The organism is Caballeronia sp. LP006 (assembly GCF_031450995.1).
Taxonomy (GTDB): domain Bacteria; phylum Pseudomonadota; class Gammaproteobacteria; order Burkholderiales; family Burkholderiaceae; genus Caballeronia.
This window is the reverse complement of sequence record NZ_JARTVW010000004.1, coordinates 979,583-1,001,285: the sequence shown is the minus strand read 5'-3', so window position 1 is coordinate 1,001,285 and position 21,703 is coordinate 979,583. Positions and strand designations below refer to the sequence as shown.

9 protein-coding genes are annotated in these 21,703 nt (G+C 63.5%); all 9 read right to left on the bottom strand.

Going from position 1 to position 21,703, the window contains the following annotated elements; translation table 11 throughout:
* Positions 1-65: 65 nt before the first annotated feature.
* Positions 66-2,978 carry a malto-oligosyltrehalose synthase gene (gene treY, locus P9250_RS14635; RefSeq protein WP_310393706.1) on the bottom strand — a complete coding sequence of 971 codons (2,913 nt, stop codon included), beginning with the start codon at positions 2,976-2,978 and terminating at the stop codon, positions 66-68.
* Entirely contained in the window at positions 2,975-5,155 is a 2,181-nt protein-coding gene (gene malQ, locus P9250_RS14630; RefSeq protein ID WP_310394171.1) for a 4-alpha-glucanotransferase, read from the bottom strand. Before malQ ends, treY begins: the two co-directional genes overlap by 4 nt.
* A 26-nt stretch (positions 5,156-5,181) precedes the next feature.
* Positions 5,182-7,050 carry a malto-oligosyltrehalose trehalohydrolase gene (gene treZ / locus P9250_RS14625; protein ID WP_310393703.1) on the bottom strand — a complete coding sequence of 623 codons (1,869 nt, stop codon included), beginning with the start codon at positions 7,048-7,050 and terminating at the stop codon, positions 5,182-5,184.
* A gap of 69 nt (positions 7,051-7,119) precedes the next feature.
* Positions 7,120-9,345 (bottom strand): glycogen debranching protein GlgX, encoded by a 2,226-nt coding sequence (gene glgX / locus P9250_RS14620; RefSeq protein WP_310393701.1) that lies wholly within the window; start codon positions 9,343-9,345, stop codon positions 7,120-7,122.
* A gap of 278 nt (positions 9,346-9,623) precedes the next feature.
* The gene (glgB, locus tag P9250_RS14615) at positions 9,624-11,861 is read right to left on the bottom strand and encodes a 1,4-alpha-glucan branching protein GlgB (protein WP_310393699.1); all 2,238 of its coding nucleotides are present in this window, start codon (positions 11,859-11,861) and stop codon (positions 9,624-9,626) included.
* On the bottom strand, positions 11,854-15,255 hold the full coding sequence (treS, locus tag P9250_RS14610; RefSeq protein ID WP_250466499.1) for a maltose alpha-D-glucosyltransferase: 3,402 nt from the start codon (positions 15,253-15,255) through the stop codon (positions 11,854-11,856). Before treS ends, glgB begins: the two co-directional genes overlap by 8 nt.
* 72 nt (positions 15,256-15,327) lie before the next feature.
* A complete protein-coding gene (locus P9250_RS14605) occupies positions 15,328-18,720 on the bottom strand; it encodes a maltotransferase domain-containing protein (RefSeq protein ID WP_244829151.1) in 3,393 nt (1,130 codons plus the stop codon).
* Positions 18,721-19,083: 363 nt separating this feature from the next.
* A complete protein-coding gene (gene glgA / locus P9250_RS14600; RefSeq protein WP_310393697.1) occupies positions 19,084-20,715 on the bottom strand; it encodes a glycogen synthase GlgA in 1,632 nt (543 codons plus the stop codon).
* A 325-nt stretch (positions 20,716-21,040) separates the two neighbouring features.
* Positions 21,041-21,694, bottom strand: coding sequence for a DUF1345 domain-containing protein (locus P9250_RS14595; RefSeq protein WP_244829153.1), 654 nt, complete (start codon positions 21,692-21,694; stop codon positions 21,041-21,043).
* Positions 21,695-21,703 lie beyond the last annotated feature (9 nt).

The window sequence follows — 21,703 nt, the reverse complement described above, 5'->3', positions numbered from 1 at the left end:
CAGGCAAGGGCGGGGCGCGTGGTGAGAAACGCGCCCGCCTCATGTCTCACTAACTCATGCTTTGATCATGCGCAAGGCACGCCTTCTTCGACGAGCAAGGCCACGGGCATCGAAGCCAGCGCATCGCGCAGGAACAGCTTTTCGCCGTCCGCCTTCGGCGCATTCGGGCTCAGCCAGTCGAAGAGCGCACGGGAACGCAACGCTTCCGGAAGAATGACCGCCGTATCGCCCCAGCTTTCCGCCTTGACCAGCGGCATATCGCTGCCAGCAGGCAGCAATGGCGCGGCGAACCGCGTGGCGATCACGATTGCGTAAGCGCTACCGGCATGGCGCGCGTAAGCGATCACGCGGTCAGCATGTTCGCCCTCGATGGCGAGCGGCACATACTCACCTTGAGCAAAGAGCGACTCGCAATGCTTGCGCAACGCAAGCGCACGCTGTACCACCGCCAACTTGATGCGCCCATCGCGCCAGTTGGCGAGTTGCTCCGAAGGCGGACCTTTCTGGTCCACTTCCGCAAGCCACTTGCGACGCAATTCGAAATCGACCGGGCGGCGATTGTCAGGGTCCACGAGACTGAAGTCCCAAAGCTCCGTGCCCTGATAAAGGTCCGGCACGCCCGGCGATGTCAGTCGCAACAACGTCTGCTGCAGACTGTCGATCACGCCCAGCGGCCCGAGCCGCGCCACGAACGCCGACAACTCCTGCAAAAAGCCATTGCGCCGCTGCGGCGAGACGATATCGAAAAGGAACTCGCGGCAGGCATTTTCATACGCCTCGTCCGGCGCGAACCAGCTCGTGCGCAACTTGGCTTCGCGCAACGCCTTCAACTGCCATTGCGCGACGCGTTCGGCCAGCTCCTGGACGCCCGCTTCGTCATCCGGCGAGAGCGTGAGCGGCCAGCATCCGACGAGCGTCTGGTACAGCATCGCTTCGGCGCCGGGGCCGGGCGCCCAGTCGTGGCCGGCATCGGCACCACGACGCAACGGCGTGTTCAGCGTCGACCATTGCTTGAGCGTGGACGCCCATTCTTCCGGGATCTCGCTCAATGCCGCGATGCGCGCGCGCACGTCTTCGCCGCGCTTGTGATCGTGCGTCGCGGTGCAAAGCATGGCGTGCGGGAACGCGGCAAAGCGTTCCTTGTTGCCCGCGTGGAAATCCTCGACGGACAAAGAAAACTCGCCGGGGTCCGCGCCCACTTCGTTACGCGAGATGAGCCTTCCATAGCGATAACACGCCGTGTCTTCGACCGCCTTTGCCGCAACCGGCGATGTGAGCTGCGAAAACAGCGTCTGCGCCGCGCGCCGCTGCGATCCGCTCGACGGCTGCGCGTTTTGCCCAGCCGTCGCTTGACTCTGGTTCCGGTCGCGTCCACGTTCGGCGGCGCGCTCACGCGGGCGTTCCGCGCGCTCGGCCGGTGGCGTGCTGACCGGCGCTTCGTCGGGCAACTTGCCGCCAAGCCACTGCGCCACCTGATCGAGCACGACATGATCCGCACTCGAAAGCGATGCGCGCGCGGCATTCAGCGCTTGCGAGAAGTACTTCTCATCCTCGGCGCTGCGCACGCTGCTAACGGGATAGATGCGATACACCGGATACTGAATCACCAGTTCCGCGACCACGCGACGGATCGACGTGAACGTGAAGTCGCGCGTGTTGTGCGAGTCGCGTGCAATGCGATGCAGCGCGCGCGTCACGCGATCCAGTTCCGCCGATAAGTTTTCCGCGAGAATCTTGCGGCGCGCGGCGAGCGCTTCGTCGGCGAAGCTCGCGCTTCGGCCGGTGATATCGGCCCACAACGCGGCGAGCGGCTCGGCGCCTGCCGGGTCGTGCAGCAGCGCGCCGACATCGTTCATGAAGTCGTAGCCCGTGGTGCCATCCACTTGCCAGTCGCGGCGCAGCGGTTCGCCGCGCGCGAGAATCTTTTCGACGACGAAATACGTATGGCCGTTGCCATGCCGTAAAGCCTCGGGCCGTTGCGCGGACAACTCTTCGAGCCGCGCGCGCAGGCGCTGGCAGTACTCGCGCGGTTCGGCAAGACCATCGACGTGATCGATCCGCACGCCGTCGATCAACCCTTCGGTAAAGAGCCTGAAGATGAGCGCGTGCGATGCCTCGAACACTTCAGGCCGCTCGACGCGCACGCCGCCGAGCGTGCTCACGTCGAAGAAACGCCGCCAGTTCACTTCGTCCGCGGCCGTGCGCCACCATGCGAGGCGATAATGCTGCCGTTCGAGCAGACGATGCAGCCGCTCGCGTCCAACCGGCGTGTCCGGCGAATGCGCGGCGAGAATCGCTTCGATCGCGGCCTTGCCGCCTTCCGTTTGAGCAATGGTCGCGAGCGCATTGCGCGCTTCGGCCGCGCGCGGCTGATCGGCAGGCTGCGTCGTCAAGCCGGAGAAACGGTGCGCGAGTTCCGGCGCTTCTTGCAGCACGACCGGGTAATCGACAGGACAGATCGGGAACACATGCGCGTAGTACTCCACCACGAAGCGTCCTTCATCCGGCCGGTACGCGAGCTTGATCTTGCCGCCCTGCAACTCGTCGCCATAGGAAGCGCCAAGAAACGGCGCGAGCACCTTGCCGCGCAATGCAGGATCGGGCGAATGCCAGTCCACGTCGAAGAAGCGTGCATGCGCCGCGTGACGTCCCCATTCGAGGATATCCTGCCACCATGCGTTTTCCGAACCGCCCACGCCCATGTGATTCGGCACGACATCGACGATCAGTCCCATGTCGTGCGCGCGCAGCTTCTCGACGAAGCGCCGCAGGGCTTCCTCGCCGCCCAGCTCCGGATTGACCTTCGTGTAGTCGACGGTGTCGTAGCCGTGCGTGGAGCCGCTCGTCGCGGTCGTGATCGGCGACGCATACGCATGACTGACGCCGAGCGAAGCGAAATAATCCACTTGCGCCGCGGCGTCGTCGAAAGTGAAGTCCTTATGAAGCTGGAGCCTGAGCGTGGAACGCGGAACGGTCATGGTGAGTCGGCTGGTTTGGGTGAATCAACATTGTCGGATTGCGTCGAACGCTTGCGCGCGGCATCCACCGCGAGCAGTCGTTCGGAAAATGCGTCGTCGAGAAACAGTTCCTCGACAGGCGCGGCAAGACGGCGCCGCCAGTTCGGATGCTCGTCGATCGAGCCGGGCAGATTCGGCTGTTCAGCAAGCCCAAGCAGATCTTCGAGCGGATACGTGACGAGCGGCGCGGGCGTCGCGGCCACGAAAGCGAGCGCTTCATCCACGGGCGCTTCCTCGACCGGAGGCGCATCGATATCGGACGGAGCAATACCCGCATCCTGGAAAGCGCGCCATAGTAAGCCACGATCGGCGCCGCGCTCTTCCTGCGCTACTTCCACCGCATCGCGGCCGTCTTCGCGCGCCGCCGTCTGGCCGATCTTCGAGCGCCACACGATATCCTCGCCGCGCCACCATCCGGTGACGGTCGGCAGGTCGTGCGTGGTCGTGGTAGCGGTCACGCCGCTGTCCCACTCGCGCGGCGGCTTGAAGCCGGGGCCATCCACTTCGCGTTCGAACCACAGCACTCGTATGCCAAGCAAGCCGTGCTCCTGCAAGCGTTCGGTGAAGCCCGGCGGCACGGTTCCGAGGTCTTCGCCGACGACAATCGCGCGATGCCGCCACGATTCCAGCGCAATCAGCCGCAAGAGGTCTTCGAGCGGGTAGCGCAGATAGGCGCCGTCTTTCGCGCTTTCGCCTTCGGGCACGAGCCACAGCCGCCGCAGCCCGAGAATGTGATCGATACGAATGCCGCCCGCGCGCGCGAACGCGCAACGCAACATGTCGATGAACGCCGAGAAGCCTTGCGTGCGCATGGCGCGGGGCGAAAAGGTGGTGAGTCCCCACGACTGCCCGGCCTGATTGAAGAGATCGGGCGGCGCGCCGACCGACACGCCTGTCAGCATTTCATCGCGATACGACCATGCATGACTGCCCGCGCTGTCGCATCCGACGGCAAGGTCCGCGACGAGTCCCACGGCCATGCCCGCGTCGCGCGCCGCGTGTTGCGCGTGCAGCAGGCCTTTCGATGCGAGCCATTGCGTGAAGAGAAAGAACTGGACTTCGTGGCGATTGGCTTCGGCGAATGCGGCGACCGCATCGCTGCGCGGATCGCGCAGTTCGTCTGGCCAGTTGCGCCAGTGGCCTTCGCCGTTTTCCGCAAGCTGCGCTGCCTGCAGCGCTTCGAAGCGTGCATGATCTTCGAGCGCACGCCCGCCTTCCTCGACGAACAAAGCGAAGTCTTGCGCCAAAGGCGATGCGCTGTCGGCCGAGAACGTCTCGAAGAGCGCGCGCAGAATGGCCAGGCGCGCTTTCATGGCGCGCGGCCAGTCGATGAGCGGCAGCGCTTCGAGTTCGGCGAATTCATCCGCCACACCGGCATGTTCGATCGCGGCGCGCGCGGCGGCCGCGCCGAACACGGCGGCGGGATCGACGTGCGCGATGTTCAGAAAGAGCCGCGACGAAGGCGAATAAGGACTGAACTTGTTCGGCTCGGCGCTGAACATGGCGTGCATCGGACTAATGGCGAGCGCATGAGCGCCGCGCTTCGCGCTCTGCGTCGCGAGCGTGGCCAGCGCCGTGAAGTCGCCGACGCCGCCATCGCCCAGACGGCGCAAACCATAGACTTGCGCGGCGACGCCCCAAAGCGGCGGCGCGGTTTCAGCGGCGGCTTGGTCGGTTGCGTCGTCGAGCGCGCGCCACGCATCGTCGATGGTGTAGCAGCGCGCGGGCGCTACCGCCAGCGTCGTGCGATGGTCGTTGATGACGAGCGTGTGATAGCCCGGCTCCGATATCGGCGAGAGCAATGCGGTCTCGCCTTTAGGCGCGGTAAAACGCCCGTCGATAACCTCGCCGCTTTCCAGTTCGATGCGATAGCGCACGCCCGACTTCGCCGCCGACACCGGCAGCGCAATGCCGCGATCCACTTCCGCCGTGATGAGCGGCGGCAACTTGCGGCCGCTCATTTCGGCATCGACGGCGGCCATGCTCTGCTTGATCTGCGAGGCGTTGCCACACGGCAGGCCGAGCTTTTCGAGCAGAATGCGCAGCGTCGTTTCCGGCACGCGCTGCATCGCCTTGTGCGCGTTCTGCCATTCGACTTCGAAGCCCGCGCGTGCGGCGAGCGTTTCGATGGGCGACATTTCGCCCGTGGTGCTTGCAGTGGCGCTCACGTGCGGGTTCCTTGTGCATGGGCAAAGCCGTTGACATCGCCGCTGAGCCACGCGATAAAGCTGCGTCCGCCGAGTTCGCCCGCGCTCGCGCCATCCTGCGCGCGTGCCGGCGTCTCGAAGATGACCTTGCCCTTCGGCGCTTCTTCAAGCGTGGCCGGCGCTTGCCCGAGATTGAGCGCGATGGTGAGCGTTTCGCCATCACCGAGCTTCCAGCTTGCGAGCACGGCCTTGTCGCCGAGCACTTGAGCGCCGAGCGACTTCGAGCCCTTCAGACGCGGCGCGATGAGTTTCGCACGCACGGCCAGCGCCGACTTGTAGAAGTGCAGCCAGTCGAGGCGGTCCAGTTCGTCCGCTTTGCCTTCGACGTTCGGCGACGACATCGCGAACGTGCGCTTGTCGTTCGGGTCGGGAATCTGCGCGCGGCGCTTTTCGTCGGTGAATGCGGAGAACTTCGCGAATTCCTTGCGGCGTCCTTCGCGCACGGCATCGGCGAGTTCGTCGTGATAGTCCGTGAAGAAGAGGAACGGCTGCTTCGAGCCGTATTGCTCTTCCATGAACAGAAGGGGAATCTGCGGCGACAGCAGCAAAAGTCCGGTCGCCGCGTAGAGCGAGGCGTCGTCGGTGAGCGAGCGCAGGCGTTCGCCCATCGCGCGGTTGCCGACCTGATCGTGATTCTGCAGGAACATCACGAACGCCGTGGGCGGAAGATGCGAACTCTTCTCGCCGCGTGGCTTGCCGTCGTGAATCGGCGATGGATCGCCCTGATACACGAAGCCTTCGCTCAAGACGCGTGCGAGCTTATCCGTGGGCTTGTCGACATACGCGCCGTAGTAGCTCTCGTCCTCGCCGGTCAGAAGCACGTGCAGCGTGTTGTGCGCGTCGTCGTTCCATTGCGCGTTGAAGTGCGACTCCAGCAGATTGGCCGTATTGTGTTCGTTCTCTAGCACGAGGTGAACATGACGGCCCGTTTCCACGGAACTGCGCACGCGGTCCGCGAATTCGCGCAGCCATTCGTCGTCGTTGATGGCGTGCACGGCGTCCAAACGCAAGCCATCGAAGCGATATTCGTTGAGCCAGTACAGCGCGTTATCGAAGAAGAAGTCGCGCACTTGCGGACGCTCGAAATCGATCGCGGGACCCCAGGGCGTATCCACGCCTTCGCGGAAGAAGGTTTTCGCATATGCATGCAGATAGTTGCCGTCCGGGCCGAAGTGGTTATACACCACGTCGAGGAACACCATGAGGCCGAGACCGTGCGCAATGTCGATGAGCTTCTTCAGTTCATCGGGATGACCGTAGGCCGAATCCGGGGCGTAGGGCAGCACGCCGTCGTAACCCCAGTTGCGCGTGCCGGAGAAGTCGTTCAGCGGCATGAGTTCGATAGCCGTGACGCCGAGCTGCGCCAACTCGTCCAGACGCGCGATAACGCCCGCATAGCCGCCCATCGCGCCGACGTGCACTTCATACAGCACGGTTTCTTCCCACGGCCGGCCATGCCAGTCCGTATTGGTCCAGCGATACGCGCGCGGATCGACCACCGCGCTCGGGCCGTTCACGTCTTCCGGCTGATAGCGCGATGCCGGGTCGGGCACCGCGAGATCGGCATCCAGACGATAGCGATACAGCGTGCCCGCGCCGCCATCGGCTTCGACTTCGAACCAGCCGTCACCGGCCGGCTGCATGTCGATGAGCGCGGGCGCGGCATCGCCTTCGCGCTGCAACTCCAGTTGCACGCGGTCGCGCGACGGCGCCCAGAAACGGTAACGCGTGCGCGGTGCTTCGCGCGCCGCGCCGGTCAGATGCGCGCCGAAGGGAAGGCAATGCGCGTGGTGATGCTTGTGCGGATCAATCGGACGTTCGGACATGATTTCGAGCCTGGTGTACTGCGGGATATGCCACTTTTCTGTGCGCCGCGCGAGCCGTGGTGAATCGCCTCATTGAGCCGAATCGATGCCCGGCGGTCGATTTGCCGGAATGGTGCCCGGATCGGGAGGCAGCGCGGTCAGAAGACGCGGACCCTGATGTGCGCCCGCCATCCAGACCGCCTGCCAGTCGGCGTCGCCGGTCGGTTGCGCGAGCAGCACGACGATACTGTGCGCCGCGACCTCCAGTTCGCTGCCGACGAGCGGCCGCTGGATGGCGTCGGGCTCAGCGCTATCCAGGAGCACGTTCCATTCCAAGTGAGGCGGAGGCGGCGTGAAGACGAGGTTCTGCCCCGAGCCATTGATGAGGAGCAGGATCACGTCGATCTCGCCGTCGAGTCCCGGCCCCGCCCGGCGCAAGGTCAGCGCGCGGCCCTCAGGGTCCTGCCATGCCTCGATGGCGAGCGCGACGCCGCGTTCGTCGAACCAGCTCACATCGTAAAGACCGGGCAGCACTTCGCGGTCGCCGTAGAGAAAGCGCGTTTCCCGCAGAACCGGGTACTTTTTGCGCAGCGCGGCGACGCTTGCGACGAACTCCGTCATCTCGCGGCCTTCGGGACTATGCGCCGCGGCCCAGTCGGTCCAGGAAATGTCGTTGTCCTGGCAATAAGCGTTGTTGTTGCCGTTCTGCGTGCGCAGGAATTCGTCGCCGCCCAGCAGCATCGGCGTGCCGAGCGACAGAAGCGTGGTCGCGATCATCGAGCGCGCGAGGCGATTGCGAACGGTGCGGATCGCGGGATCGTCGCTCGGGCCTTCCACGCCCCAGTTCGCGCTGCAGTTTTCATTGTGCCCGTCGCGGTTTCCCTCCTGATTCATCTCGTTGTGCTTTTCCGAATAAGCGGTGACGTCGGCGAGCGTGAAGCCATCGTGCGATGCCACGAAATTCACCGAAGCCCACGGCTTCCGGAAGCGCCGGTTGAAAAGCTCGGCCGAGCCGGTGAGCCGCGCGGCGAGGTCGGGGCGCATGCCCGAATCGCCGCGCCAGAAGCGCCGCACGCCGTCGCGGTACTTGTCGTTCCACTCCGCGAAACCGGGCGGATGATTGCCGACCTGGTAGCCGTCCGGCCCAATGTCCCACGGCTCGGAAATGAGCTTGCGCGTCGAGAGAATCGGGTCCTGGCGAATGGCGTCGAAGAAGCCCGAGCCGGGATCGAAACCGTGCCCTTCGCGGCCCAGCGTCACGCCGAGATCGAAACGGAAGCCGTCGATATTGAACGCCGTGCACCAGTAGCGCAGCGAGTCCATGACCATTTGCAGGACACGCGGATGCGACAGGTTCACGGTATTGCCGCAACCGGTTTCGTTGATGTAATGCCGCTCGTCGCCGGGAATCAGACGGTAGTAGCTTGCATTGTCGAGCCCGCGCCATGACACCGTGGGCCCCAGTTCGCTGCCTTCGCAGGTGTGGTTGTAGACCACGTCGAGAATCACTTCGATGCCCGCCGCATGCAGTTGCCGCACGGCGATACGCATCTCGTTCAGCCGATGCGTCGAAAGATACGAAGGCTCGGGCGCGAAGAACGCCGCCGTGTTGTAGCCCCAGTAGTTTTTGAGACCGCGTTCGACGAGAAAGCGGTCGTTGAGAAACGCGTGCACGGGTAGGAATTCAACGGCGGTGATGCCGAGCTTTTGCAGATGCTCGATGAACCACGGCGACGAGAGCGCGGCGAATGAACCGCGTTCGTGCTGACGGATATCGTCGCGCAGCATCGAGGCGCCGCGCACGTGCGTTTCATAGATGATGGTTTCGCCCCACGGCGTGTTCGGGCGATTGTCGCGCGACCAGTCGAAGGCGTCGTCGGTGACGATGCATTTGGGCATCGCCGGAGCGGAGTCGCGGCGATCCATCGACATGTCGAGGCGATTGGAATGCACGCGATAGCCGAAGAGCGCGTCGGACCATCGCCACGGGCCAACGAGTTTCTTCGCGTAAGGATCGAGCAGCAGCTTGTGCGGATTGAAGCGATGACCATGTTGCGGCTGATAGGGGCCATGAGCGCGAAAGCCGTACACCGTGCCCGGATGCGCGCCGGGCAGATAGCCGTGCCACACTTCGTCGGTGCATTCGGGCAGATCGAAGCGCATCAGTTCCTTGCGGCCCGTGCTGTCGAAGAGACACACCTCGATGCGGTGCGCATTCGATGAGAACACCGCGAAGTTGACGCCCAAGCCGTCCCAGTTTGCTCCCAGCGGGTAGGATGCGCCGGGGAGAAGTTTTTCGGGGAGTGCGTTTGCCATTTGGTCGGGGTTTTTGCCCTTGCCGGGCTGGTGGGTTCTGGTTCTCTGAAGGGTTGTTTCTTGCCCGTGCTGATGAGTCGTTGAAATTGAGCCGTTAGCTTGCAGCGTTCTCAGTAGCCGCCGGGGAGACGGTTACCGAACAAAAACGCAAGCCAGCGGCTCGACTTTCCCGAACGCTCAAGAAAAAAGAAACCGCCAGCAAGGCCCCATAAACGCCTAGGCGGAAGAAGACACGAACAAACCAGCGCGCCTCCTTCCGCAACGCCCGGAAAGAACCGTCAATCGGCCCGCAAAACAATGGTAGCCAAAGGTGGCAACGTCAACGCGGCTGACTGCTCCTTTCCGTGCGAAGGGTAATCATCCGCATGAATGACCCCGCCATTGCCCATATTGGACCCGCCATAAATCCCGGCGTCGGAATTGAGCACCTCGCTCCATCGCCCGCCACGCGGCAAGCCGATGCGATACCCCTGGCGCGGCACGGGCGTCATATTGCAGACGACCACGAGTTCGCGCCCTTCGGCATCCGTCCGCCGATAGGCAAACACGCTATTGCCGCTGTCGTCGCCGACGATCCACTCGAAGCCGCGCGGATCGCAATCCAGCTTATGCAGCGCCGCTTCGCCGACATACAGCAGGTTCAAATCGCGCACGAGTTTTTGCACGCCGCCGTGATAGGGATCGTCGAGCAAGTGCCAATGCGGCGTCGCGTCGTGGTTGAACTCGGCAAACTGCCCGAACTCGCCGCCCATGAACAGCAGCTTCTTGCCCGGATGCGTCCACATGAAGCCGAAGTAAGCGCGCAAATTCGCGAACTTCTGCCAGAGATCGCCCGGCATCTTGCCGATGAGCGACCCCTTGCCATGCACCACTTCATCGTGCGAAAGAGGCAGCACGAAGCGCTCGGAGTACGCATAGACCATCCCGAACGTATAGAGGTGATGGTGATACTGCCGATACACCGAATCTTCCTCCATGTAGTGCAGGGAGTCGTGCATCCAGCCCATGTTCCACTTGAAGTCGAACCCGAGACCGCCGCTCTCGACGCTTGCCGTCACGCCCGGCCAGGCCGTCGATTCCTCGGCGATCGTGATCGCGCCCGGCGTGTTCGGGATATACCGCACTTCATGGTTCAGACGCTTCAAGAACTGGATCGATTCGAGATTCTCGCGCCCGCCGTACATGTTCGGCACCCATTCGCCTGCCTTGCGCGAATAGTCGCGATACAGCATCGACGCCACGGCATCGACCCGCAAGCCATCGACGTGATAGCGCTTCAACCACGCAAGCCCCGACGCGAGCAGGAACGCGCTCACCTCGTTGCGGCCGAGGTTGTAGATCATCGTGTTCCAGTCTTGGTGAAAGCCCTCGCGCGGATCGGCGTGCTCGTAAAGCGGCGTGCCGTCGAACTGCACGAGGCCGTGCGCGTCGTTCGGAAAATGCGCCGGCACCCAGTCGATGATCACGCCCAGCCCCGCCTCGTGCGCGCGATTCACAAACTCCGCGAACTGCTCCGGCGTGCCGAAGCGCGCGGACGGCGCAAACTGGCCAAGCGGCTGATAACCCCACGATCCGCCGAACGGATGCTCGGCAATCGGCATGAATTCGAGGTGCGTGAAGCCCATGCCCTTCGCGTACGGAATCAGGCGCTCGGCAAGCTCGTGCCAGTTCATGCCGCGATTCGCATCTTCGGGCACGCGCAGCCACGACTCGGCGTGCGCTTCGTAAATGGTGATCGGCGATTGCGCCGTCTGACGGCTCCCGCGAGTCTCCATCCATTCGGCGTCGGTCCATGCGTAATGGTCGATGGCATCCGCGTCCGCCACCACCGATGCCGTCGATGGCGGCTTCTCGCTCTGCATCGCGCACGGGTCAGCTTTCAGCGGCAGCGTATGGCCGTCGCGCGTGACGATCTCGTACTTGTAGCGCGTGCCCGCGCCGATGCCCGGCACGAACAGTTCCCACACACCCGCGTTGTGACGCAGGCGCATTGGATGACGGCGGCCGTCCCACGTGTTGAAGTCGCCGACCACCGAGACACGCCGTGCATTCGGCGCCCAGACCGCGAAGCGCGCGCCCGCCACGCCGCCATGCGTGACCGGACGCGAGCCCATGCATTCGAGCACCGCGTAAGGGTCGGCGGCCGAAAGGCGGTTGAGCCAGTCTTCGGAGAGAACGGGGCCGAAGGAATACGTATCGTGCGTTTCCTGCGGCGTGCCATGCCAGTCGATTTGCAGACGATACGCCGCCGGCCGCTCCACGAAGCCCGCGAACAGACCTGAATCGTGAATGCGCGCGAGATGGCCGAGCACTTCGCCGCTCGCGGCATCGACGACATTTGCGCCCGCCGCGTTCGGCAGGAACACACGCACCACATGCCCGAGGTCGGTCTGATGCATGCCGAGGACCGAGAACGAATCGGGATGGCGCGCCTCGACGATGGCGTCGATGTCGAGCGGACTGAGGCCGTGCGCCGGGTTTCGGGTATCCGCTCCTGGATCGCTACGATTATTCATGGTGGGTTCCATCCGGATTGTCCTTGGTGGCGTTGAACACGGGTCGCGTGCCGGGCGCGGGCGGAACGCCCGTGTCGCCAAGCAGGCGGCTCGCGAGCGACGCGAGGCCCCGCAACGGAAGGCCGATCCAGGTCGGCCGGTTCGCTGCTTCGTAGCGGATTTCGTAGGCGGCCTTTTCGATCAGGAAGAGATCGAGCAGGGCCGGGAAGACGCTTTCGCCGGCGATCGGCTCGGGCGATTCCGCAATTGCTGCCACGTACTCGCGCAAGAAGCTTTCCTCGGCGAACGCGCGCAGTCGCTCGAACAGCGCGCGCTTGCGGTCGGCGGTTTGCGCGGGCGCATTTTCCGTCGTCGGTTGCGCGGCGGCGCTCGCATACGAAAGCGAGCGCAAGAGACCGGCGACATCGCGCAGCGGGCTCGTCTTGTTGCGGCGTTCCTCGAGCGGACGCGCGGGCTCGCCTTCGAAGTCGATGAGATACGCATCGCCCTGAGCCATCAGCACCTGACCCAGATGGAAGTCACCGTGAATGCGGATGCACAACGCATCGGCATTGTCCGAGACGAGCTTCTTCACTGCATCCACCAGCAGGTCACGGCGATCGAGCAGACTCTGCGCGAGGAAGCGGTCGTGCTCGCTGAAATCGCCGATCTTCTGCGCGAGGATATCGAGCGCCGTTTCGAGCAGTTGCAACGTGCCTTTCAGCCAGCCCTGGACGTCTTCCGGCGTGGCGCGGCGCGGTGCGAACGCTTCGTCGTCGGTCGGCGAGGCAAGCGCCACATGCAGTTCGCCGAGCCGCTTGCCGATGATGCCCGCAATGTTGCCGTAGCCGATAAAGCCTTGCTCCTGCGCGTCGCGCTCGGGCGTGTGCTCTTCGGAGTCGAACGTGACTGCGAGTTCATCCACCGTGCGGCGCAGATAGTCGAGCGCATAGTTCCACGCATCGCCCTGATTGTCGATGAAGCCTTGCAGAATGACGAGCGTGTGCGGCACGCCTTGCGGATCGACACGCACCACTTCGCCATACAGCGGGCCGGTGTTCGCGTAGCCGAGCTTGGTCAGATAACGGCTCATCTCCGCTTCCGGGTGAATGCCGCCAACCACGCGCCGCACCAGCTTCAGCACCACCGTGTCGCCGATCACGAGCGAGCTATTGCTCTGCTCGGCGGCGAGCCAGCGGATTTCCGGCGGCTCGACCGGGTTGAAGTCGAGTGCATCGAGCCGTTCGGTCGGAATGAAGCGGATCTCGCTTTTCTGCACCGTCGGCACGACCGCGCGTTCCTTCAGTTTGCGCAATATGCCGTAGGTGAAGTTCGGCACAGCGAAGGCATCGGTGATATGTCCGATCACGCGATTGCGCCGCGCCCGCGCCAGCGCGAGTTGCATATAAAGCGGCGAGGTCGTTTCCGTGCCCCACGCAATGGAAAGCGGCAGCACGTAGCGCTCGGTGTGATCGCCGACATCGGCTTCGATTTCCGTGAACGCAAAGCCCGCGCCTTCGATCGTCGTGAGCGCGGCGAGACGAACCGCATGCAGCTTCTGATCCTTCGACGCAAACCAGCGGCGCTTGCTCAAATACGAAGGCAGCACTTCCGATTCGAGCAGACGCACATTTTCCGGCGTCGGACCGGTTTGACCGGCGCGAATCACCATCGTGACGAATTCGGGCAGTTGCTCCGAAGGCGCTTGCGACCAGGCCGGACGCATGTTGCCCGGGCAAAGCTGGAACCACAGGAAGCCGTAGGGCGGGAAAGTCAGCAGATACGTCAACTGACCGATGGCCGGGAACGGCGAGTCCGCCGTCATTTCCAGCGGCACGGAGCCGGCGAATTCCGACAGATCCAGTTCCACCGCTTGCGGCGCGCGCGACAGATTGGCCACGCAGAGAATCGGCGGCTCGCCTTCGAGCTCGCGCAGATACGCCAGGATCTTGCGATTATTCGGCCGCAAAAAGCGGATCGTGCCGCGGCCGAACGCGTGCTTCGAGCGGCGCACGGCCAGCATCTTGCGCGTCCAGTTCAAAAGCGAATGCGGATCGCGGCTTTGCGATTCCACGTTCACCGCGTCGTAGCCATACAGCGAACCCATCACCGGCGGCAGCACAAGTTGTTCTGGGTCGGCGCGCGAGAACCCGCCGTTGCGGTCGGACGACCATTGCATCGGCGTACGCACGCCATCGCGGTCGCCGAGGTGGATGTTGTCGCCCATGCCGAGTTCGTCGCCGTAATAGATCACGGGTGTGCCCGGCATCGACAACAGCAGCGAATTGATCAGCTCGATACGGCGGCGGTCGCGCTCCATCAGCGGCGCGAGCCGGCGTCGAATGCCGAGGTTCAGACGCGCGCGGCGGTCGCTTGCATACGTGTTCCACAAGTAGTCGCGCTCGGAGTCCGTGACCATTTCGAGCGTGAGTTCGTCGTGGTTGCGCAGAAAGATCGCCCACTGGTTCGTCACGCCCAGGTCCGGCGTCTGCCGCATGATGTCGGTGATCGGGAAGCGGTCTTCGCTCGCAATCGACATATAGATGCGCGGCATCAGCGGGAAGTGGAACGCCATGTGGCATTCGTCTTCATCGCCGAAGTATTCCTTCACGTCTTCCGGCCACTGGTTCGCTTCCGCGAGCAGCATGCGGTTCGGGTACTCCGCGTCGATGGTCGCGCGAATCTTCTTAAGGATCTGGTGCGTCTCGGGCAGATTCTCGTTGTTGGTGCCCTCGCGTTCGACGAGATACGGCACCGCGTCCAGCCGCAACCCGTCGATGCCCATGTCCAGCCAGAAGCGCATCACGCTCAGCACTTCCTTGATGACCGCCGGGTTGTCGAAGTTCAGATCGGGCTGGTGCGAATAGAAGCGGTGCCAGTAGTACTGACCCGCGACTGGATCGTGCGTCCAGTTGGACGGCTCCGAGTCGATGAAGATGATGCGCGTCTCTTCGTACTTCTTGTCCGTATCGGACCAGACGTAGTAGTTGCGATGGTTCGATCCCGGCTTCGCACGACGCGCGCGCTGAAACCAAGGATGCTGGTCCGAAGTGTGATTGATGACGAGTTCGGTGATCACGCGAATGCCGCGCGCGTGCGCTTCCTGAATGAAGCGGCGGACATCGCCAAGCGTGCCGTAGTCCGGATGCACGTTGCGATAGTCGGCGATGTCATAGCCATCGTCGCGGCGTGGCGACGGATAGAACGGCAGCAGCCAGATTGCATCGACGCCAAGTTCCGCGATGTAATCGAGCTTTGCGAGCAGGCCGGGAAAATCGCCGATGCCGTCGTTGTTCGCATCGAAGAACGACTTGATGTGAACCTGATAAATGATCGCGTCCTTGTACCAGAGCGGATCGTCGCTTACTTGCGAAGTCTTGTTGCGCTTCACCCTTGTATCCACGGTTTGCTCCATGCGCTTTGCGGGCTTGCTGCCGCCCTTGTTTTTGGTTCGCGGCGTCTCGTAGGCCGCCGGATGAGTGCATCTTTATTCGTTCGGTTGCGGCTTGGGCAGTCCCCAGGTCGGCGAAATGCGCCAGATCGCGAACGGCAGCGAATGCGGGTTGAGCCGCACATGCTGGCGCCGTCCGCGCCATTCGAACCGATCGCCCGTGACCTGATCCTCCACGGCGATCGCATCCCATTCGTTGACGCCCCAGCGTTCGAGCGTCTGCCACGGCAGTTCGATATCCGCGCCCTGTTCGTTGAACGGATCGAGGTTGATCGCGACGAGCACCACGTTGTCGCGCGACTCGTTCGCCTTTTCGAAGAACAGGATCTTGTCGTTATGCGCGGGCAGAAAGTTCACGCCGAGATGCGTCTGCAACGCTGGATTCGCGCGGCGGATGCGATTAAGCGCCGTCACTTCGGTGACGATATTGCCGGGCCGGTTCCAGTCCCACGCGCGCAGCTGATACTTCTCGGAGTCGAGATATTCCTCGCTGTTCGGCAGCGCGGCTGCCTCGCACAGTTCGAAGCCGCTATACACGCCCCAGAGCCCGGAGAGCGTTGCCGCCAGCGCCGCGCGGATCACGAAGCCCGGACGTCCCGAGCTCTGCAAGAAGCGTGGGTTGATGTCCGGCGTGTTGACGAAGAAATTCGGCCGGAAAAATTCCTTTGCATCGGTCTGCGTGAGATCGTGCATGTACTCGATGAAATCGCGCTTCGACTCGCGCCACGTGAAGTACGTGTACGACTGCGAGAAGCCGAGCTTCGCCAGACGGTTCATCACGCGCGGACGCGTGAAGGCTTCGGCGAGGAAGATCACGTCGGGGTGACGCGCACGCACGTCGCCGATCACCCATTCCCAGAATGGGAACGGCTTGGTATGCGGGTTATCGATCCGGAAAATGCGCACGCCCGCCGCAATCCAGTGCAGGAACACGTCGCGCAGCCCAAGCCAAAGATCGGGCTTGGCGTCCTGCGCATAAAAGTCCGGATTCACGATGTCCTGATACTTCTTAGGCGGATTCTCCGCATAACGCAGCGTGCCGTCCGGACGCCATGCGAACCACGTCGGATGCTCCTTCAGCCACGGGTGATCCGGCGAGCATTGCACGGCGAAGTCGAGCGCGATCTCGAGGCCGTGTTCATGCGCGGCGTCGAGCATGCGCTTGAAGTCGTCGAGATTGCCCAGTTCCGGATGCACCGCCGTGTGTCCGCCTTCCTTGCCGCCGATGGCGTAAGGGCTGCCGACATCGCCCGGCTCGGCGGTCAGCGAATTGTTCTTGCCCTTGCGGTTGGCAATCCCAATAGGATGAATCGGCGGAAAATAGAGCACGTCGAAACCCATCTCGCGGATGCGCGGCATCTTGCCGATCACGTCGATGAACGTGCCGTGACGATTCACGTCGTCGCTCATCGAACGCGGGAAAATCTCGTACCAACTTGCGAAGCGGGCCGCCGCGCGCTCCGAGTCGATGCGATACACCACCGGGTCGCGCGACAGGAACGGCCGGTGGCGCGCCGCCGCGATGGCCTTGGCGGTTGCGGGCGCGAGCGCGAGTTCGAGCTTGCGCGCGGCATCGGCCTTGGCGAACTCCTTGACGATCTTCTCCAGCGGCGCGCTATCCGACTCCTCGACCGTCTTCACTTCGGCGAGGATCAGCGCGAACAGATGCCGCACTTCCTCTAGTTCGAGTTCGACGGTTTGCCCGGCCTTCAGCTTCTTCGACATGTGGTCGGTGAGCGAGGCGAAATCGTCGCGCCATGCCATCACGACGAATTCGTGACGGCCCACGCGTTCGAGCGGAATGCGCGTGGTCCACAAGTCGTTGCCAAGCGGGAGCACGGCGGTCATCGGCGCTTCGTGCCATTCGGTTTCGTCGGCGGCACGCCATTGCACGGCGGCGGCGATCTTGTCGTGACCTTCGGCGAAGATCGCGGCCTGAATCTGCACGGCTTCGCCCACGATACGCTTTGCCGGAAAGCGCCCGTTATCGACCGAAGGCGTGACGCTTTCGATAGACACCCGCGGCGCGGAGATCGCTTCGGCCACCGACTTTTTATCGGCGCTCTTCGCGCCTCGCTTGACCTGCGGCTGCGCGAGCAGGATGAAAGGCTCGGCTTCGGCGCGGAACAAGCGTACATCGCCCGCTTTCAGGGTGAACGGCAAGAGACGTTCGGGCTTCGCCTTGGCGTCGTCGAGCGGCGCGAAACGCGTGTAATTGCCCGGCACCGATTCGAGCAGATGCAGGGTATCGACATGCACCGGCGCGACGAGATCGGGATTGAAGATCGCGAGAATCGCCGAATCGCTGCGGCGCAAGTCCGCGCTGTCGGAGCGAATCAACGCGGCGTAGGGCGTGCCCGCGCCGGTCAGCGCGCGCAATTCGCCGACGCTTTCGAGCGTGCCGGTATCGCGCTGCAATGCGTTCGCGCGCTTGACCTGACTCGACAGGTCGAAGCGCGCTTCGCTTTTCGCGCGCTGATATTCCGCCGCGACGCCGTATTGCGGCGACATCGGCAAGGGCACACCGTATTCGAAGCCCATCGGCACGAGCAGACCGGTGCCGAGCGCGGTAGCGGTGAATAGCGAGCGGTTATAGGCGCGTTCGACGAGCGCGGTATCGCTGGTATCGCTCAATTCGCTGATGAGACGCGCGCCGTACGGCTCTTCCGGAAACGTGATCGGCGATGCAATGCGCGCGAGCGCCGCATGTTCGTCCGTGAGCCACGCGCTGCGATAGTCCCACCAGCGCGTGGAGGCGAAGACCGCGTCGAAGCCGGCGTCGCTCAGTCCATGCAGATCGTGACGCGTGAGGCCGACCGTCCATGCGAGCCAACGGGTTTGCGGATGTTTCTCGCGCACTGCCGCGCCCAGACGCCGCCACACGTGCGCGGGCACCGCATGCGGCGAGTCGAAGCGAAAGCCGCCAACGCCCGCGTCCGCGAGCAGACACAATTCCTTCGCCCACCACTCGGTCAGATGATGCGCCGCCTCGCCATCGCCGAACCTTGCCTGCGCGACATCGCGCTGACTGGGCGCGCGACGCGGATCGAGCCGCGCATCCGCGCTCTCGAACGGCTCGAACCAATGCTTGTTGTCCTGATAAAGACCGCCTTCGGCACTGACGCGGTCGATCACGATATCGACGAGCAAGGTCAGCTTGTGCTTCGTGGCGATATCGGCGAGCTGGCGCAGGCCGTCCGCCGCGCTCGCGTCGGATTCAAAAACAGCGTGAAGTTGATGATGATCGGCAACTGCCTCGCGATGCCCGTTGCTTCCGGGCGCGAACGGCGAGCCGATCAGGACGTGATCGAAGCCCAGCGCCGCTGCGTGCTCGAACTGAGCTGGCCAGTTCGGCAAGGGGCCGACGAGAAGGGGATCGATGAAGTAGATACGAGGCGCATACGCATGATGAGCTTGATGGTTTTCCATCGTTCGTCTTTTCCAGAGTCGTCCTGCGGTGGCGGGGATGCGGGCTTTGAATCGCGATCACGCTCACGGGCCAAACTGGCAACGCGTCGGTCCATATATCACGGGGCGTGTCGTTTGTGCACGCGTCACGGGCCAAGACGTATCGACACATGGATAACACAGTACCGCCGGTATCGACACTGGCCCGCGTCGCGTATCGCGAGGCACCGGCGCGAGAGTGCATCTCGCCGGTGGGCGCCACGGCCCCCCAAGAGTTTCCTTCGGGGCTTCGCATGGGGGGTTGGAGCACGTAGCGTGCCGCGCCCCGAATGCCATTGCGTCTGACGTGACGACGCTGCCGTGCAATAGCTTCGAGGCTTGGGCTCAGGCAGTGCGCGCGACGAGGCGCTCGGCTGTCTCGAGAATGGCCGGATGCGCGGCTTGCGAAGCGGCATCGGCAATACGGCGGGTACGCAAGGCGGTCTTGCTCGGCTTGAGGCCGCTGAGATCGACATAGAGTGCAACCATCTTCGCCACGGCTTCGCGCCAGCCGAAGTCGCACGACATGGCGTTGCGCTGAAGTTCGCGCCAGGTCTGCGGGCGCATGTAGGCGTCGATGGCGCGGCTCGCGGCCTGCACGACATCTTCCGCGGATTCGCCTTCGAAGAGGAAGCCCGTCGGCGCCGCCGACGTTTCCTCGATGGCGATCGGCGTGTCGTATGTGCCGTCGCGCAGATAGACGGTTTCGCGCACGGCGGCTTCGGCGGCGTCGACGATGGTATCCGCCAGACCGCCCACGCGCGACGCGACGGGCAGGGTGCCATAGCGCATCGCGTAGAGTTGCGTGAGGCCGCAAGGCTCGAAGCGGCTGCCATGCAGGAGAATGTCCGCGCCCGCGTGCAGTGCATGCGCGCGCCGCTCGTCATAGCCGATCCGCACACCCACGCGATCGGGAAACTCTTGCGCAAGCCGCCTGAAACCTTTCTCGATGTGCGATTCGCCCTTGCCGATCACCGCGAGTTGCAGACGCGGATGCTTTTCGAGCAGACGCGGCAGTGCATCGAGCACGACATCGGCGAGCTTTTGACCGGTCATGCGGCTGCCGATTGCCATCAGCGGCGCGAACGGATCGACCGGCAGGCCGAACATGCGCTGCAAGGTCCGCTTGCAAGCGTGCTTGCCGCGCATATCGTCGAAGGAATAGTTGCGCTCGATCAGCGGATCGCTAGCCGGATTCCACGTCTCTTCGTCGATGCCGTTCACCACGCCCGACAGCTTGTCCTTACAGCTTTGCAGCACGCCTTCCATCAGATGGCCGAAGCGCGGCGTCAGAATTTCGCGCGCGTAGGTTTCGCTGACGGTCGTCACTTTGTCGCTATGGACGATGCCGGCTTTCATCAAACTGAGCGCGCCATAGAACTCGATGCTTTGCGGATCGGTCAACGCATTTGCCAGCCACTTTTGCGGCACGCCGAGCGACGCACCAAGCGAGAGCGCGTAATTGCCCTGGAATGCCAGATTGTGGATCGTGAATACGCTTTTCGCGTGCACGCCCGCATCTTTCATCAAGAGCGGCGTGAGGCCAGTGTGCCAGTCGTGCGCATGGACGATATCGGGCTTTTTCACACCCTTGATACCTTGCGCGATACGCACGGCGGCGGCCGAAAGCGTCGCGAAGCGTACGGCGTTGTCAGGATAATCGCGGCCTTGCGCGTCCTGATACAGACCCGTGCGGGCATAGAGCGCGTCGCAGCGCAGCATCAGAACCGGCACGCCGGTGTCGGGCATGCGGCCACGTATGAGCGTCGCGTCGCCACCAGGCAAGCCTGTGAGCACCGCGACGCGGACGAGATCGGTCGCCTGGGCGATGGCGTTTGGATAAGCGGGCAGGAGAATGGTGGCATCGACGCCGGCTTCACGCAGCGCGGCGGCGTAAGCGCTGACCATGTCGCCGAGACCGCCGGTTTTGGCGAGTGGCACGGCCTCGGAGGCGACCAGCAGAACGTTCAAGGGCAAAGTAGGCTCCAGTGCGGAAGTCGCGTGGCGATGGCCTCGCGCTCTTCGATGCCAGAGCGGGATACCGGGCCGCGCATTCGCGGTGCTGATCAGGGTTTCTATCTAATTCACTGGCGCAGTGCAGCAATCGCCGTGCCATGCGCGCACGAAACGTGTGCGTATCGCCACGATCATTTCCGCCTTTGTCGCGAATGAGCAGACTTGAAGGCGCCCGAAGCCCTGGATTTCGAGCCGTGTAAAAGTGACAGCGCCGCGCGCCGCGTTTTTACATGCGGCGTGCGGTCAGCTTATTTGGAAGGTGTGACAGTCGCGTTGCGTGGATGCGTCAGCCGCCGACCATGCTCGCCGCGATATTGACCGAGAGGCCGAGCACCGCGAGATTGAAGAAGAACGAAAGCACCGATTGCGCGAGCGCTGTCTTGCGCGCGCTCTTCGAGCAGACGACGACATCGGAAGTCTGCGATGCCACCGCAATGGTGAAGGAGAAGTACAGCAAGTCCCAGTAGTCCGGCTTCAGATGCCGGTCGGGAAATCGGAGCGCGGGTTCGCCTTCGGTCGAGCGATAGTAGTGGCGCGCATAGTGCAGCGTGAACATCGTCGGAATGAGGAACCACGCGCCGAGCATGGTCGCGCCCGTCAGCAAATACTTCGGCAGCCCGTGCGAGCCCATGCTCTTCGCCGCCGATAATTCCACGACGATGGCGACCAGACTCGCCAGCGCCGCGACGCTCACGATCATCAGCACGGCGGCCGCGTTTTCGTCTTCGCGCTCGGCGAGTTGCTGCACGTTGCTCTGGTCCGCGGTCGCCATCTGTATCCAGATGAGCAGCAGGTAAAGCCACACGGCCGTGTCCCAGCCAATCAGGACGCGCACGGTCGGCGTGACGTCGAGGGGAATCAGCGCGCTGACCGATATGCCGACCAGAAGGCCGATCAGGGCGCGCGGGCGGTTGCGCAAAACGGTTGGGAGAATGATCATTGTCTTTTT

What these genes read in the sequence shown, in the direction of transcription:
- treY (WP_310393706.1), bottom strand. Translation starts at nt 2,978, where the DNA reads ATGACCGTTCCGCGTTCCACGCTCAGGCTCCAGCTTCATAAGGACTTC.
- malQ (WP_310394171.1), bottom strand. Translation starts at nt 5,155, where the DNA reads ATGTCGCCCATCGAAACGCTCGCCGCACGCGCGGGCTTCGAAGTCGAA.
- treZ (WP_310393703.1), bottom strand. Translation starts at nt 7,050, where the DNA reads ATGTCCGAACGTCCGATTGATCCGCACAAGCATCACCACGCGCATTGC.
- glgX (WP_310393701.1), bottom strand. Translation starts at nt 9,345, where the DNA reads ATGGCAAACGCACTCCCCGAAAAACTTCTCCCCGGCGCATCCTACCCG.
- glgB (WP_310393699.1), bottom strand. Translation starts at nt 11,861, where the DNA reads ATGAATAATCGTAGCGATCCAGGAGCGGATACCCGAAACCCGGCGCAC.
- treS (WP_250466499.1), bottom strand. Translation starts at nt 15,255, where the DNA reads ATGGAGCAAACCGTGGATACAAGGGTGAAGCGCAACAAGACTTCGCAA.
- P9250_RS14605 (WP_244829151.1), bottom strand. Translation starts at nt 18,720, where the DNA reads ATGGAAAACCATCAAGCTCATCATGCGTATGCGCCTCGTATCTACTTC.
- P9250_RS14595 (WP_244829153.1), bottom strand. Translation starts at nt 21,694, where the DNA reads ATGATCATTCTCCCAACCGTTTTGCGCAACCGCCCGCGCGCCCTGATC.